Origin of the sequence: Pantoea sp. ME81 (assembly GCF_903970985.1) — a bacterium.
In the GTDB taxonomy this organism is placed as follows: domain Bacteria; phylum Pseudomonadota; class Gammaproteobacteria; order Enterobacterales; family Enterobacteriaceae; genus Pantoea; species Pantoea communis.
The window spans coordinates 1-15,303 of the sequence record NZ_CAJCKS010000118.1; the positions used below are offsets into that span (position 1 = coordinate 1).

12 protein-coding genes are annotated in these 15,303 nt (G+C 54.1%); 11 read left to right on the plus strand and 1 reads right to left on the minus strand.

Annotated features, from left to right (window positions below):
- Nucleotides 1-523: endonuclease VIII (gene nei, locus H7A81_RS18840; protein WP_182058382.1), on the plus strand; the 523-nt coding region annotated here is incomplete at its 5' end.
- Nucleotides 524-600: 77 nt separating this feature from the next.
- Here nei and H7A81_RS18845 read toward each other — a convergent pair.
- Nucleotides 601-1,884 carry a citrate synthase gene (locus tag H7A81_RS18845; protein WP_034829145.1) on the minus strand — a complete coding sequence of 428 codons (1,284 nt, stop codon included), beginning with the start codon at nt 1,882-1,884 and terminating at the stop codon, nt 601-603.
- Nucleotides 1,885-2,474: 590 nt separating this feature from the next.
- Here H7A81_RS18845 and sdhC point away from each other — a divergent pair.
- The 10 genes from sdhC to cydB form a co-directional block, all read left to right on the plus strand.
- The gene (gene sdhC / locus H7A81_RS18850; protein WP_176505733.1) at nt 2,475-2,906 is read left to right on the plus strand and encodes a succinate dehydrogenase cytochrome b556 subunit; all 432 of its coding nucleotides are present in this window, start codon (nt 2,475-2,477) and stop codon (nt 2,904-2,906) included.
- The gene (gene sdhD / locus H7A81_RS18855) at nt 2,900-3,247 is read left to right on the plus strand and encodes a succinate dehydrogenase membrane anchor subunit (RefSeq protein WP_182058383.1); all 348 of its coding nucleotides are present in this window, start codon (nt 2,900-2,902) and stop codon (nt 3,245-3,247) included. Before sdhC ends, sdhD begins: the two co-directional genes overlap by 7 nt.
- On the plus strand, nt 3,248-5,014 hold the full coding sequence (sdhA, locus tag H7A81_RS18860; RefSeq protein WP_034829148.1) for a succinate dehydrogenase flavoprotein subunit: 1,767 nt from the start codon (nt 3,248-3,250) through the stop codon (nt 5,012-5,014).
- 14 nt (nt 5,015-5,028) lie between these two features.
- A complete protein-coding gene (locus tag H7A81_RS18865) occupies nt 5,029-5,745 on the plus strand; it encodes a succinate dehydrogenase iron-sulfur subunit (protein ID WP_034829149.1) in 717 nt (238 codons plus the stop codon).
- A 209-nt stretch (nt 5,746-5,954) separates the two neighbouring features.
- A complete protein-coding gene (gene sucA, locus H7A81_RS18870; RefSeq protein WP_182058384.1) occupies nt 5,955-8,762 on the plus strand; it encodes a 2-oxoglutarate dehydrogenase E1 component in 2,808 nt (935 codons plus the stop codon).
- A 15-nt stretch (nt 8,763-8,777) separates the two neighbouring features.
- Complete coding sequence (odhB, locus tag H7A81_RS18875) at nt 8,778-9,998, plus strand: 2-oxoglutarate dehydrogenase complex dihydrolipoyllysine-residue succinyltransferase (protein ID WP_034829152.1); 1,221 nt, start codon at nt 8,778-8,780, stop codon at nt 9,996-9,998.
- A 61-nt stretch (nt 9,999-10,059) separates the two neighbouring features.
- Nucleotides 10,060-11,226: an ADP-forming succinate--CoA ligase subunit beta gene (gene sucC / locus H7A81_RS18880; RefSeq protein ID WP_034829153.1), complete on the plus strand. Its 1,167-nt coding sequence runs from the start codon at nt 10,060-10,062 to the stop codon at nt 11,224-11,226.
- Nucleotides 11,226-12,101 (plus strand): succinate--CoA ligase subunit alpha, encoded by an 876-nt coding sequence (gene sucD, locus H7A81_RS18885; protein ID WP_034829155.1) that lies wholly within the window; start codon nt 11,226-11,228, stop codon nt 12,099-12,101. The genes sucC and sucD overlap by 1 nt, the downstream gene beginning before the upstream one ends.
- Nucleotides 12,102-12,806: 705 nt before the next feature.
- The gene (gene cydA / locus H7A81_RS18890; protein ID WP_182058385.1) at nt 12,807-14,378 is read left to right on the plus strand and encodes a cytochrome ubiquinol oxidase subunit I; all 1,572 of its coding nucleotides are present in this window, start codon (nt 12,807-12,809) and stop codon (nt 14,376-14,378) included.
- Nucleotides 14,379-14,389: 11 nt separating this feature from the next.
- The coding region (gene cydB, locus H7A81_RS18895; RefSeq protein WP_182058386.1) for a cytochrome d ubiquinol oxidase subunit II at nt 14,390-15,303 on the plus strand (914 nt) is incomplete at its 3' end.

Genomic DNA, 15,303 nt, shown 5'->3' on the forward strand with positions numbered 1-15,303 from the left:
GTTGCGCGTGCGGTTGGCAAACGCCGAACAGACCATCCTGCTCTACAGCGCTTCGGATATCGAACTGCTCAATGCAGATACCGTCGGCGCACATCCCTTTCTGCAGCGCGTGGGGCCCGATGTGCTCGATGCCACTTTAACGGTGGCAGAGGTGCGTGAGCGGCTGCTATCGCCGCGTTTTCGTCGCCGTCAGTTCAGCGGATTGTTACTCGATCAGGCCTTTCTGGCGGGATTGGGTAACTATTTGCGTGTGGAGATTTTATGGCATGCCGGATTGCTGGCATCGCATCGGGCGCAGGATCTCACTGAGGCACAGCTCAATGCATTAAGTGAGGCGATGCTGGCGGTGCCACGTTTGTCGTATCAGATGCGCGGCAGTATGAAGAAATACCATGCCGATGCGGCGTTTCGCTTTGAGGTGTTTCATCGCCAGGGCAAGAGATGTCGGCGCTGCGGCACGCTGATTGAGAAGGGCACGCTATCGTCGCGGCCATTTTACTGGTGCCCGGGATGTCAGTTTTGACACCATAATGCGAACAATAAAAAAGCTGCCATCTCAATGAAATGGCAGCCTTTCTTTCACACTCATTTAGCTGTGGATTACTTTTTCAGCGCCGAGTTAAATGGACGCTCGGTGTAACCGGTGTACAGCTGACGTGGACGCGCAATCTTCATGCCTTCGTCGTGCATCTCTTTCCAGTGTGCAATCCAACCCACGGTACGCGCCATCGCGAAAATGACGGTAAACATGGAAGAAGGAATACCCATCGCTTTCAGAATAATGCCAGAGTAGAAATCGACGTTTGGATAGAGTTTACGCTCGATGAAGTACGGGTCGTTCAGCGCGATATGTTCCAGCTCCATCGCCACTTCCAGCAGGTCATCTTTCATACCCAACTCATTCAGCACTTCGTGACAGGTTTCACGCATCACGGTGGCGCGCGGGTCATAGTTTTTGTAAACACGGTGACCGAAGCCCATCAGACGGAACGAATCGTTTTTATCTTTCGCGCGACGTACGAATTCTGGGATGTGTTCAACGGTGCTGATCTCTTCCAGCATACGCAGGGTAGCTTCGTTGGCGCCACCGTGTGCCGGTCCCCACAGCGAAGCGATACCCGCAGCGATACAGGCAAATGGGTTTGCACCAGAAGAACCGGCGGTACGCACGGTTGAGGTAGAGGCGTTCTGCTCATGATCAGCATGCAGAATCAGAATACGGTCCATGGCGCGTTCCAGCACCGGGTTCACTTTGTACTCTTCACACGGTGTGGCGAACATCATATGCAGGAAGTTGCCTGCGTAGGACAGGTCGTTACGTGGGTAAACGAACGGCTGGCCAATCGAATATTTGTAGCACATCGCTGCCATGGTCGGCATTTTGGACAGCAGGCGGAAGGCAGCGATTTCACGGTGACGTTCAATGTTGACGTCTAAGGAGTCGTGATAGAACGCCGCCAGGGCGCCAGTGACACCACACATGACCGCCATCGGATGCGAGTCGCGGCGGAAGCCATGGAACAGTCGGGTGATTTGCTCGTGGATCATGGTGTGGCGGGTAACGGTGGTGCGGAATTCTTCAAACTGGGCTTGGGTCGGAGCTTCGCCATTCAGCAGGATGTAACACACTTCGAGGTAGTTGGAGTGGGTTGCCAGTTCGGAAATCGGGAAGCCGCGGTGTAACAGAATGCCTTCATCACCATCAATAAAAGTGATTTTAGATTCGCATGACGCAGTAGAGGTGAAACCGGGATCGAAAGTGAACAGGCCGTGATTGCCAAGTGTGCGGACATCAACAACGTCTTGTCCCAGCGTACCTTGCATCACATCCAGTTCAACGGAAGCATTATCTTGTAGGGTTAGCGTCACTTTTTTATCTGTCATTTTTCGTCTCCATAGCGCCTTAGTAGGTAAGGATCTTAGACACCAGAATAGCCTTCATGTTGTATAAAACCACAATCTTCACAGTATCACTCTGCGGTAACGTTTGTCGTGCAGGGTTACAGGGAGATGTATTAGGGCCAGTCGGTGGCGTTCGGGCATGACATGCTGAACAGCGCGGATGTTAAAGATCCTGTCACGACATAACTTCTTGGTAACCAATAACCTGATGCTTTGTGTTGCTCGTAAAGGCAATGTTACATAACTTGAGCTTAGGGGAAAGTGTATCCCCATAACTTTTGTGCATCATAGGGCTTTAATGCGTTTGTTTGTAACTGAAATGTTGATCTTTTGTCAAATCAGATAATTAAAAATGTATGAATTGTGAAATTCGTGAGTCGGATCACTGTTCAGCCTAAATGTGACCAAAGAGATTGTAGGGGAATTGTAATCAGAATGTGATCCTCCTATACTGCCGCCAGGTCTCCGGAATACCCTGACACCAGGAGCCACCCAGCGTTTTTTTCGCTTCACTTAACACTGGATGTTGCTTTTTTGGTGGCGGTTGCAGTCTGAACACGCGCTGTGCTCTGATGCGACTCAGGTCCGGAGGAAGCAAAATAAAAAAGAGCTGTGTGGGCAAAACCGTGAAAAAACAAAGACCTGTTAACTTGGATCTCTCGACGATCCGGTTTCCCGTTACTGCAATATCGTCCATTCTCCACCGCGTCTCCGGCGTGATCACCTTTGTCGCTCTCGGAATACTGCTCTGGTTACTGGGTCTCTCTCTCTCTTCTCCTGAAGGCTTCCAGCAAGCGGCTTCCATCATGGACAGCTTCTTCGCCAAATTCATCATGTGGGGCATCCTGACTGCGCTGGCGTACCACGTCGTGGGCGGTATTCGTCATATGCTGGCTGATTTTGGCTTTATGGAAGAAACCCTGCAGGTGGGAACCCGTTCCGCGCAAGCGGCTTTTGGTATCACTGTCGTGCTCTCAATTTTGGCTGGAGTCCTCGTATGGTAAGCAATGCTTCTGCATTAGGACGCAACGGTATTCATGACTGGCTGTTACTGCGTGCTGCTGCAATCTTAATGACGCTCTACATCATCTACATCCTTGGTTTTGTGGTGATGACCGGCACCCTGACCTATGACGCCTGGCACGGCTTCTTCGCCTCTGCCTTCACGAAAGTGTTTACGATACTGACGCTGTTCTCGATTCTGGTCCACGGCTGGATTGGTATGTGGCAGGTCCTGACCGACTACGTTAAACCAGTAGCAACCCGCTTGCTGCTGCAGTTTGTGATTGTGGTCGCGCTGTTGTCGTATGCCGTTTATGGAATCGTTGTTGTGTGGGGTGTGTAAATGAGTTTGCCAGTCAGAGAATTTGATGCCGTGGTGATCGGCGCGGGTGGCGCGGGAATGCGCGCGGCTCTGCAAATCTCCCAATCGGGCCAGACTTGTGCCCTGTTATCCAAAGTTTTCCCAACCCGTTCTCATACCGTATCGGCGCAGGGCGGTATTACCGTTGCGCTAGGTAACACCCATGAAGATAACTGGGAATGGCATATGTACGATACCGTTAAAGGTTCCGACTATATCGGTGACCAGGACGCGATCGAGTATATGTGTCACGTCGGTCCGGAAGCGATTCTGGAACTGGAACACATGGGTCTGCCTTTCTCCCGTCTTGATGACGGCCGCGTATATCAGCGTCCGTTTGGTGGTCAGTCGAAGAACTTCGGCGGTGAGCAGGCGGCGCGTACCGCTGCGGCAGCCGACCGTACTGGCCACGCACTGCTGCATACCCTGTATCAGCAGAACCTGAAAAACAAAACCACCATCTTCTCCGAATGGTATGCGCTGGATCTGGTGAAAAATGAAGACGGTGCGATTGTCGGCTGTACCGCTATCTGCATGGAAACCGGTGAAACCGTTTACTTCAAAGCGAAAGCGACCATTCTGGCAACGGGCGGTGCAGGCCGTATTTACCAGTCCACCACTAACGCGCACATCAACACCGGTGACGGCGTAGGTATGGCGCTGCGTGCCGGTGTGCCGGTGCAGGATATGGAAATGTGGCAGTTCCACCCAACCGGTATCGCCGGTGCGGGTGTGCTGGTCACTGAAGGTTGCCGTGGTGAAGGTGGATACCTGCTGAACAAACACGGCGAACGCTTCATGGAGCGTTATGCGCCAAACGCCAAAGACCTGGCAGGTCGTGACGTGGTCGCACGCTCCATGATGGTGGAAATTCGTGAAGGCCGTGGTTGTGACGGTCCATGGGGCCCGCACATCAAGCTGAAACTCGATCATCTGGGCGCAGAAGTTTTGGAATCGCGTCTGCCGGGTATCCTTGAGCTGTCGCGTACCTTTGCGCACGTCGATCCGATTAAAGAGCCGATTCCGGTTATTCCAACCTGCCACTACATGATGGGCGGCGTGCCGACCAAAGTGACCGGTCAGGCGCTGCGCGTGAATGAGCAGGGTGAAGACGAAGTGATTCCGGGCCTGTTCGCGGTAGGCGAAATTGCTTGTGTATCAGTACATGGCGCTAACCGTCTCGGCGGTAACTCGTTGCTCGACCTGGTGGTATTTGGCCGCGCGGCGGGTGTGCACCTGCTGGAGTGTCTGGAAGAGCAGGGTGAACTGCGCGAAGCCACGCAGGAAAACATTGATGCCGCCATGGCGCGCTTCAACCGCTGGGAAAACAACACCACGGGTGAAGATCCGGTTGAAATCCGTAAAGCGTTGCAGCGTTGCATGCAGAACAACTTCTCGGTATTCCGTGAAGGTGATGCGATGCGTGAAGGTCTGGAAGAGCTGAAAGTGATTCGTGAACGCCTGAAGTCAGCGCGTCTTGATGACCGTTCGCCAGATTTCAACACCCAGCGTATCGAGTGCCTTGAGCTGGATAACCTGATGGAAACCGCGTACGCCACGGCGGTCGCCGCAAACTTCCGTACCGAAAGCCGTGGCGCACACAGCCGCTTCGACTACCCGGAACGTGATGATGCTAACTGGCTGTGTCACAGCCTCTATGTTCCGCAAACGGAAAGCATGACGCGCCGTGAGGTGAACATGCAACCGAAACTGCGTGCGGCCTTCCCGCCGAAAGCGCGTACCTACTAATTGCGGAGATCATCATGAGACTCGAATTTTCTATCTATCGTTACAACCCGGAAGTCGATGACAAGCCGCGTATGCAGGAATACACGCTGGAGTCAGAAGACGGTCGTGACATGATGTTGCTGGACGCGTTGATTCGTCTGAAAGAGAAGGACCCAACGCTGGCCTTCCGTCGCTCATGCCGTGAAGGTGTTTGCGGTTCTGACGGCCTCAACATGAACGGCAAAAACGGCTTGGCCTGCATCACGCCAGTCTCCGCACTGGGTAATGGCACGAAGAAAATTGTTATCCGTCCACTGCCTGGTTTGCCGGTGATCCGCGACCTCGTCGTTGATATGGGACAATTCTATACGCAGTATGAGAAGATTAAGCCTTTCCTGTTGAATAATGGGGAAAATCCGCCAGCACGCGAGCATCTGCAGACCCCGGCAGACCGTGAGCACCTGGATGGATTGTACGAGTGTATTCTGTGCGCTTGCTGCTCGACCTCGTGCCCATCGTTCTGGTGGAACCCGGACAAGTTCATCGGTCCGGCAGGTTTGTTAGCCGCTTACCGTTTCCTGATCGACAGCCGCGATACCGAAACCGATGCGCGACTGGACAATCTGAACGATGCTTTCAGTGTATTCCGCTGTCACAGCATCATGAACTGTGTGAGCGTGTGCCCGAAAGGACTAAACCCGACGCGCGCTATCGGCCATATTAAGTCGATGCTGCTGCAACGCGGGGCGTAACACACTGAAGTCACTGTCCGGGAACTTAAGGTTCCCGGCAGTTTACGGAAGCCTTTATAAGCGCGGTACTGACCACGCTTATAAAGGTTCCCTTACGGGCCAGGCGCCGGTTGCGCACAGGTTCGTATCGCTGAACTCACTACGGCAAGCCGCGAAAGCGGCAACAAATGAAACCTCATAAAAAGCAGATTAATGCTTAAGGGATCACAATGCAGAACAGCGCGATGAAACCCTGGCTGGACTCCTCCTGGCTGGCCGGCGCGAACCAATCCTACATAGAGCAACTCTATGAGGATTTCCTGACCGATCCTGACTCAGTTGATGAAATGTGGCGCGAGCTGTTCCAACAGCTGCCCGGCACTGGCGTGAAACCTGAGCAGTTTCACTCCACCACGCGTGATTATTTCCGCCGCCTGGCAAAAGATGCGACCCGCTACACATCCTCAGTCACCGATCCGGCTACTAATTCCAAACAGGTTAAAGTGCTGCAGCTGATCAATGCGTTCCGCTTCCGCGGCCATCAGCACGCTAACCTCGATCCGCTCGGCCTGTGGAAACAGGATCGGGTTGCGGATCTTGACCCTTCTTATCACGATCTCACCGACGCCGATTTTCAGGAAAGCTTTAACGTAGGTTCCTTTGCCATTGGTAAAGAGACCATGAAGCTGGCTGATCTGTTCGCGGCGCTGCAGCAGACCTATTGTGGCTCGATTGGTGCAGAGTACATGCACATCAACAACACCGATGAGAAACGCTGGATTCAGCAGCGTCTGGAATCGGTGGTCGGCCATGCGTCATTCAGCAGCGACGAGAAAAAAGGTTTCCTGAAAGAGCTGACCGCGGCTGAAGGTCTGGAAAAATACCTCGGCGCGAAATTCCCGGGTGCAAAACGCTTTTCACTGGAAGGCGGTGATGCACTGGTGCCGATGCTGCGCGAAATGATTCGCCATGCAGGCAAAAGCGGTACGCGTGAAGTGGTTCTCGGGATGGCGCACCGTGGTCGTCTCAACGTCCTGATCAACGTACTGGGTAAAAAGCCACAGGATCTGTTTGACGAATTCTCCGGCAAACACAAAGAGCACCTCGGCACCGGCGACGTGAAGTACCACATGGGCTTCTCGTCTGACGTTGAAACCGAAGGTGGTTTAGTGCACCTGGCGCTGGCGTTTAACCCGTCACACCTCGAAATCGTAAGCCCAGTGGTCATGGGTTCGGTGCGTGCACGTCTGGATCGTCTGGCTGAGCCAAGCAGCAACAAAGTTCTGCCGATCACCATCCACGGTGATGCGGCGGTGATCGGCCAGGGCGTGGTGCAGGAAACCCTGAACATGTCTGCGGCGCGCGGTTACGAAGTGGGCGGTACCGTTCGCATCGTGATTAACAACCAGGTAGGTTTCACCACCTCGAACCCGAAAGATGCGCGTTCAACGCCTTACTGCACCGACATCGGCAAGATGGTGCTGGCGCCAATCTTCCACGTGAATGCGGACGATCCAGAAGCGGTGGCCTTCGTGACTCGCCTGGCGTTGGATTATCGCAACACCTTTAAACGCGACGTGTTTATCGATCTGGTGTGCTACCGCCGTCACGGCCATAACGAAGCGGATGAGCCAAGTGCAACCCAGCCGCTGATGTACCAGAAAATCAAGAAACACCCAACGCCACGTAAGATCTACGCCGATCAGCTGGAAAGCGAAGGTGTGGCGACATTAGAAGATGCGACTGAATTGGTCAATCTCTACCGTGATGCGTTGGATGAAGGCGAATGCGTGGTGCCAGAATGGCGTCCGATGAGCCTGCACTCCTTCACTTGGTCGCCGTACCTGAACCACGAGTGGGATGAAAACTATCCTGCCACGGTTGAGTACAAACGCCTGCAAGAGCTGGCGCGCCGCATCAGCAGCGTACCGGAAGCCGTCGAAGTGCAGTCGCGCGTGGCTAAGATTTACAACGACCGTAAAGAGATGGCGGAAGGCAACAAGCCATTTGACTGGGGCGGCGCGGAAAACCTGGCGTACGCGACCTTGGTTGATGAAGGCATTCCTGTTCGTCTGTCGGGTGAAGACTCCGGCCGCGGCACCTTCTTCCACCGTCATGCGGTGATCCACAACCAAACCAACGGCTCAACCTACACCCCGCTGCACCATGTCCATAACGGCCAGGGTCAGTTCAAGGTCTGGGATTCCGTGCTGTCAGAAGAAGCCGTATTGGCCTTTGAATATGGCTATGCCACCGCAGAACCGCGCGTGCTGACCATTTGGGAAGCGCAGTTCGGTGACTTTGCCAACGGTGCTCAGGTGGTGATCGACCAGTTCATCAGCTCCGGCGAGCAGAAGTGGGGCCGTATGTGTGGCCTGGTGATGCTGCTGCCACACGGTTATGAAGGCCAGGGTCCAGAGCACTCCTCTGCGCGTCTGGAGCGCTATCTGCAACTCTGTGCTGAACAGAACATGCAGGTGTGCGTACCTTCAACGCCAGCACAGGTTTACCATATGCTGCGCCGCCAAGCGCTGCGCGGTATGCGCCGTCCGCTGATCGTGATGTCACCGAAATCGCTGCTGCGTCATCCGCTGGCGGTCTCCAGCCTGGAAGAGCTGGCCAATGGCAGCTTCCAGCCGGCGATTGGCGAGATTGACGATCTGGATCCGAAACAAGTGAAACGCGTGGTGATGTGTTCCGGTAAGGTTTATTACGATTTGCTGGAACAGCGTCGCAAGAATGAGCAGACCGATGTCGCCATCGTGCGTATCGAACAGCTCTATCCGTTCCCGCACAAAGTAGTGCAGGAGGTATTGAAAAATTATGCACATGTGCAGGATTTCGTCTGGTGTCAGGAAGAGCCACTGAACCAGGGCGCATGGTATTGCAGTCAGCATCATTTCCGCGAAGTGGTTCCCTTCGGTGCGTCACTGCGTTACGCAGGTCGTCCGGCTTCTGCTTCACCAGCCGTGGGCTACATGTCCGTACATCAACAACAGCAGCAAGACCTGGTTAACGACGCGCTGAACCTTGGTTAATTAAAAGGAAAGAAAATGAGTAGCGTAGAAATTCTGGTTCCCGATTTGCCTGAATCCGTAGCGGATGCAACGGTTGCAACCTGGCACAAAAAACCCGGCGATGCGGTCAGTCGCGATGAAGTACTGGTTGAGATTGAAACGGACAAAGTTGTGCTTGAAGTGCCTGCTTCAGCAGACGGTGTACTGGAAGCGATTCTGGAAGACGAAGGCGCTACGGTGCTCTCGCGCCAGCTGTTAGGCCGCCTGGTGGAAGGCAACAGCGGTGGTAAAGAGACCTCTGCGAAAGTAGAAACGAAAGAAGCGACCCCAGAACAGCGTAAAACCGCGTCTCTGGAAGAAGAGAGCAACGATGCGCTGAGCCCAGCGGTTCGTCGCCTGATCGCTGAAAACAATCTCGACGCGAGCCAGATTAAAGGCACCGGTGTCGGCGGTCGTCTGACGCGTGAAGATGTTGAGAAGCATGTCGCGAAGAAAGCTGACGGCGCGAAAGCGGCGCCTGCAGCAGCGGCTGCGGCACCTCAGGCTGCTGTGGCTAACCGCAGCGAAAAACGCGTACCAATGACGCGTCTGCGTAAGCGTGTGGCTGAGCGTCTGCTGGAAGCGAAAAACAGCACCGCGATGCTGACCACCTTCAACGAAATCAACATGAAGCCGATCATGGATCTGCGTAAGCAGTACGGCGACGCGTTTGAGAAACGTCACGGTGTGCGTCTGGGCTTCATGTCCTTCTACATCAAAGCGGTGGTTGAAGCTCTGAAACGCTATCCAGAAGTGAACGCTTCTATCGATGGCGAAGATGTGGTTTACCACAACTACTTCGACGTCAGCATCGCGGTATCTACCCCGCGCGGCCTGGTAACCCCAGTGCTGAAAGATGTTGATGCGTTGAGCATGGCTGACATCGAGAAGAAAATTAAAGAACTGGCGGTGAAAGGCCGTGACGGTAAGCTGACGGTTGACGAGCTGACCGGTGGTAACTTCACCATCACCAACGGCGGTGTGTTCGGTTCCCTGATGTCTACCCCGATCATCAACCCACCGCAGAGCGCGATTCTGGGCATGCACGCGATCAAAGAGCGCCCGATGGCGGTCAATGGTCAGGTTGTGATCCTGCCAATGATGTATCTGGCACTCTCTTATGACCACCGTCTGATCGATGGCCGTGAATCCGTGGGCTATCTGGTCGCGGTGAAAGAGATGCTGGAAGATCCGGCGCGTCTGCTGCTGGACGTCTAATTTTCGCCGGGCGCATCGCACAACGGTGCGCCCAAACTCATATCTGAATGGATAGAACATCATGAACTTACATGAATACCAGGCGAAGCAGTTGTTTGCTCGCTATGGCATGCCAGCTCCAACTGGTTACGCCTGCGCTACGCCACGTGAAGCAGAAGAAGCCGCCTCTAAAATTGGCGCAGGTCCGTGGGTAGTAAAATGTCAGGTACATGCCGGTGGCCGCGGTAAAGCGGGTGGCGTGAAAGTGGTGAACAGCAAGGAAGATATCCGTGCATTTGCTGAGCATTGGTTGGGCAAGCGTCTGGTGACCTACCAAACTGATGCAGATGGCCAGCCGGTAAACCAGATTCTGGTTGAAGCCGCGACTGACATCGACCAGGAACTGTATCTGGGTGCGGTAGTTGACCGTGCTACCCGTCGCGTGATCTTCATGGCTTCCACCGAAGGCGGCGTGGAAATCGAGAAAGTGGCGGAAGAAACCCCGCACCTGATCCACAAAATGGCATTGGATCCGCTGGCCGGACCTCAGCCATATCAGGGTCGTGAGTTGGCGTTCAAACTGGGCCTGTCCGGTAAGCAAGTTAGCCAGTTCACCAAAATCTTCATGGGCCTGGCGACCATGTTCCTGGAGCGCGACCTGGCGATGGTTGAGATCAACCCGCTGGTGATCACCAAGCAGGGCGACCTGATCTGCCTCGATGGCAAGCTGGGCGCCGACGGTAACGCATTGTTCCGTCAGCCTGAGCTGCGTGAAATGCGCGATCCAAGCCAGGAAGATCCACGTGAAGCACACGCAACACAGTGGGAACTGAACTACGTTGCGCTGGATGGCAACATTGGCTGTATGGTAAACGGTGCCGGTCTGGCAATGGGTACCATGGACATCGTGAAACACCACGGCGGCCAGCCTGCTAACTTCCTCGATGTGGGTGGCGGCGCGACCAAAGAGCGCGTAACCGAAGCCTTCAAAATCATCCTGTCTGACGATGCCGTTAAAGCGGTATTCGTTAACATCTTCGGCGGCATCGTGCGTTGCGACCTGATCGCAGACGGCATCATCGGTGCAGTTGCAGAAGTGGGTGTGAACGTGCCAGTAGTGGTCCGTCTGGAAGGTAACAACGCCGAGCTGGGCGCGAAGAAACTGGCCGACAGCGGTCTGAACATCATTGCAGCAACCAGCCTGACAGACGCTGCGCAGCGTGTTGTTGCTGCCGCGGAGGGTAAATAATGTCCATTCTTATCGACAAAAACACCAAAGTCATTTGCCAGGGTTTCACCGGTGGCCAGGGGACTTTCCACTCTGAGCAGGCTTTGGCCTATGGTACGCAGCTGGTTGGCGGTGTCACGCCAGGCAAAGGCGGCACCACGCATCTGGGTCTGCCAGTGTTTAACACCGTGCGTGAAGCGGTAGAAGCCACAGGCGCAACTGCCACTGTGATCTACGTTCCAGCTCCGTTCTGCAAAGACGGTATCCTGGAAGCCATCGACGCAGGCATCAAACTGATCATCACCATCACCGAAGGTATCCCAACGCTGGATATGCTGACCGTGAAAGTGAAGCTGGATGAAGCTGGCGTGCGCATGATCGGCCCGAACTGCCCAGGCGTGATCACCCCAGGCGAATGTAAGATCGGTATCATGCCGGGCCACATTCACCAGCCAGGCCGTGTCGGTATCGTATCCCGTTCAGGTACCCTGACTTATGAAGCCGTTAAGCAGACCACTGACATTGGTTACGGCCAGTCAACCTGCGTGGGCATCGGTGGTGACCCGATCCCAGGTTCAAACTTCATCGATATCCTGAAAATGTTCCAGGATGACCCACAGACCGAAGTGATCGTGATGATCGGTGAGATCGGTGGTAGCGCTGAAGAAGAAGCCGCAGCCTTCATTAAAGAGCACGTGACCAAGCCGGTTGTCGGCTACATCGCGGGTGTGACTGCACCGAAAGGCAAACGTATGGGCCACGCAGGCGCCATCATTGCTGGTGGTAAAGGCACCGCTGACGAGAAATTCGCTGCGCTGGAAGCGGCCGGTGTGAAAACTGTACGCAGCCTGGCTGACATTGGCGACGCCGTTAAAGCAGTTCTGCCAATCAAATAAGCCATCACTGTTGATGCGCATGAAGCCACCTTCGGGTGGCTTTTTTTATGTCTGAAAGAGAGGGGGGGTAGCCAGTGGCCACAACGCCCTGTGCAGAGTCACACAAAAAGCAGGGAAAAACCGTAACGGAGATAAAATCTGCGGCTATGCTTACTGAGTTGGTAAGGTAAAGATAGGAAAATGTGCGTGATCTCACAGGGGAAATTAAACCTGAGTATCCGGTATTAACGTTAAAAAAATACGGGAGAAGTAATTATTTCCTTAATTGCATCACGCGATCATGACAACTAATTAACAACAACGCTAACACTACATATCTGAAAAAATATTGTCTTAATCCAGATCAATAAAGGGTGAGATATAACAAACTTTACTGCTGGCATCACGCACGACAAACGGTATAAATTGCGCTGCATCAATTCAGTCTTTTCCGCGAATTTTCAGGAGTTTGAGCCAGGCGTTGTTAGCGCAATTCTGTCGCCTTCTTGCATCACACTCCCGCTCGAAACAGATTGAAGCGATCGGTTTTTCGGGAAATTTTCAACACTGTTACTCACTCATTTCGGGCTACAGATTTCTCTGTTCTGTCAGTAATAAAACTGGAATCAATAATCAGTCGTTCCTGGATCTTATTCTGCACGTCAATGTTCGTTGTTTACCGTTGTCAGCCGCAGAGTAAATTCATGCGAGGAGCAAGGAGTCATCATGTTAGATATTGTCGAGCTGTCGCGTTTACAGTTTGCCCTGACGGCGATGTACCATTTCCTGTTCGTCCCCTTAACGCTGGGTATGGCGTTTTTGTTGGCGATCATGGAAACCGTATATGTCCTGACGGGTAAGCAAATTTATAAAGACATGACCAAGTTCTGGGGCAAGTTGTTCGGTATCAACTTTGCGCTGGGTGTCGCAACCGGTCTCACCATGGAGTTTCAGTTCGGGACCAACTGGTCATATTACTCCCACTACGTCGGCGATATCTTTGGTGCGCCGCTCGCCATTGAAGGCTTGATGGCGTTCTTCCTTGAATCCACCTTTGTTGGTCTGTTCTTCTTCGGTTGGGATCGCCTTGGCAAAGTCCAGCACCTGGCGGTCACCTGGCTGGTGGCGCTCGGTTCTAACATGTCTGCGCTGTGGATTCTGGTGGCGAACGGTTGGATGCAAAACCCGATCGCATCCGAATTTAATTTCGAAACCATGCGCATGGAGATGGTGAGCTTCTCCGAGCTGGTGCTCAACCCGGTTGCGCAGGTGAAATTTGTCCACACCGTGGCGGCAGGGTACACCGCTGGCGCGATGTTTGTGCTGGGTATCAGTGCCTGGTATCTGCTGAAAGGACGCGATGTGGCTTTCGCTAAGCGCTCATTCGGTATCGCAGCCAGCTTTGGCATGGCCGCGATTCTGTCGGTTATCGTGCTGGGTGATGAATCCGGTTATGAAATGGGTGACGTACAGAAAACCAAACTCGCAGCGATTGAAGCCGAGTGGGAAACGCAGCCTGCACCTGCGGCCTTCACGCTGTTTGGTATTCCCGATCAGGATTCGCAGGAGAACAAGTACGCGATTCAAATCCCGTATTTGCTCGGGCTGATCGCGACGCGATCGGTGGATACACCGGTCACCGGTCTGAAAGATCTGCTGTCGCAGCATGAAGTGCGCATCCGCAACGGCATGAAAGCCTACGCGTTGCTGAATGAACTGCGCGCGGGCAGCAAAGATCCTGCGGTGCGTAGCCAGTTCGAAGCCAGCAAACAGGATCTCGGTTATGGCTTGCTGCTGAAGCGCTACACCCCGGATGTGGCGAATGCGACTGAAGCGCAGATTCAGAAAGCGACACAGGATTCGATTCCACGTGTGGCTCCGCTCTATTTCGCCTTCCGTATCATGGTGCTGTGTGGCGTGTTGCTGCTGGGCATTATCGCACTGTCATTCCTGAGTGTGATTCGCAACCGCATTGGCAAGAGCCGCTGGCTGCTCAAGGCGGCGCTGTACGGTATTCCGCTGCCATGGATTGCCATCGAATCAGGCTGGTTTGTCGCTGAGTATGGTCGTCAGCCGTGGGCAATTGGTGAAGTGCTGCCGACCGCCGTGGCGAACTCCTCACTGACCGTTGGCGATCTGCTGTTCTCAATGATTCTTATTTGCGGTCTCTACACCCTTTTCCTGGTGGCGGAAATGTACCTGATGTTCAAGTTCGCTCGTCTGGGACCTAGCAGCCTGAAGACTGGCCGCTACCATCATGAGACCGTGAAAGCGGCCGCTCAGTCAGTACGTGGATAAGGAGAGCAACCATGTTTGATTATGAAGTATTGCGCTTTGTCTGGTGGTTGCTGATTGGCGTGCTGCTAATTGGCTTTGCGGTTACCGACGGGTTTGATATGGGGGTCGGTATGCTGACGCGCATCCTTGGCCGTACCGATACCGAACGACGTATCATGATTAACAGCATCGCCCCGCACTGGGACGGCAACCAGGTATGGCTGATCACCGCGGGTGGCGCGCTGTTTGCTGCCTGGCCAATGGTTTACGCCGCCGCGTTTTCCGGCTTCTATGTGGCGATGATTTTGGTGCTGGCTTCGCTGTTCTTCCGCCCGGTGGGTTTTGACTACCGTTCGAAGATTGAGGACATGCGCTGGCGCAACACCTGGGACTGGGGCATTTTCATCGGTAGCTTTGTACCACCACTGGTGATTGGCGTGGCCTTCGGCAACTTGCTGCAAGGCGTACCTTTCCATGCGGATGAGTATCTGCGTCTGTTCTACACCGGTAACTTCTTCCAGTTACTCAATCCGTTTGGCTTGCTGGCGGGTGTGATCAGCGTCGCGATGATCCTGACACAGGGTGCGACCTATCTGCAGATGCGTACCAACGGCGATCTGCACCTGCGTGCGCGCGGCACCGCGCAAATCAGTGCGCTGGTGATGATGGTGTGCTTCGTATTAGCCGGTGTGTGGGTGAAATACGGAATTGATGGCTATGTGGTGAAAAGCGTCATCGATCATCACGCTGCATCCAACCCGCTGGGCAAAGAAGTGGTGCGTGAAGCCGGTGCGTGGATGGTGAACTTCGAGCAGACGCCAATCCTGTGGCTGTTCCCGCTGCTTGGCGTAGTGCTGCCGCTGCTGACCGTGCTCTGTTCACGCATGGAGAAGGGCGCCTGGGCGTTTGTCTTTTCTTCATTGACGCTGGCATGCGTCATTATGAC

Excerpts from the sequence above, each read along its gene's own strand:
- H7A81_RS18845 (WP_034829145.1), bottom strand. The coding sequence starts at position 1,884 with ATGACAGATAAAAAAGTGACGCTAACCCTACAAGATAATGCTTCCGTT.
- sdhC (WP_176505733.1), top strand. The coding sequence starts at position 2,475 with ATGCGACTCAGGTCCGGAGGAAGCAAAATAAAAAAGAGCTGTGTGGGC.
- sdhD (WP_182058383.1), top strand. The coding sequence starts at position 2,900 with ATGGTAAGCAATGCTTCTGCATTAGGACGCAACGGTATTCATGACTGG.
- sdhA (WP_034829148.1), top strand. The coding sequence starts at position 3,248 with ATGAGTTTGCCAGTCAGAGAATTTGATGCCGTGGTGATCGGCGCGGGT.
- H7A81_RS18865 (WP_034829149.1), top strand. The coding sequence starts at position 5,029 with ATGAGACTCGAATTTTCTATCTATCGTTACAACCCGGAAGTCGATGAC.
- sucA (WP_182058384.1), top strand. The coding sequence starts at position 5,955 with ATGCAGAACAGCGCGATGAAACCCTGGCTGGACTCCTCCTGGCTGGCC.
- odhB (WP_034829152.1), top strand. The coding sequence starts at position 8,778 with ATGAGTAGCGTAGAAATTCTGGTTCCCGATTTGCCTGAATCCGTAGCG.
- sucC (WP_034829153.1), top strand. The coding sequence starts at position 10,060 with ATGAACTTACATGAATACCAGGCGAAGCAGTTGTTTGCTCGCTATGGC.
- sucD (WP_034829155.1), top strand. The coding sequence starts at position 11,226 with ATGTCCATTCTTATCGACAAAAACACCAAAGTCATTTGCCAGGGTTTC.
- cydA (WP_182058385.1), top strand. The coding sequence starts at position 12,807 with ATGTTAGATATTGTCGAGCTGTCGCGTTTACAGTTTGCCCTGACGGCG.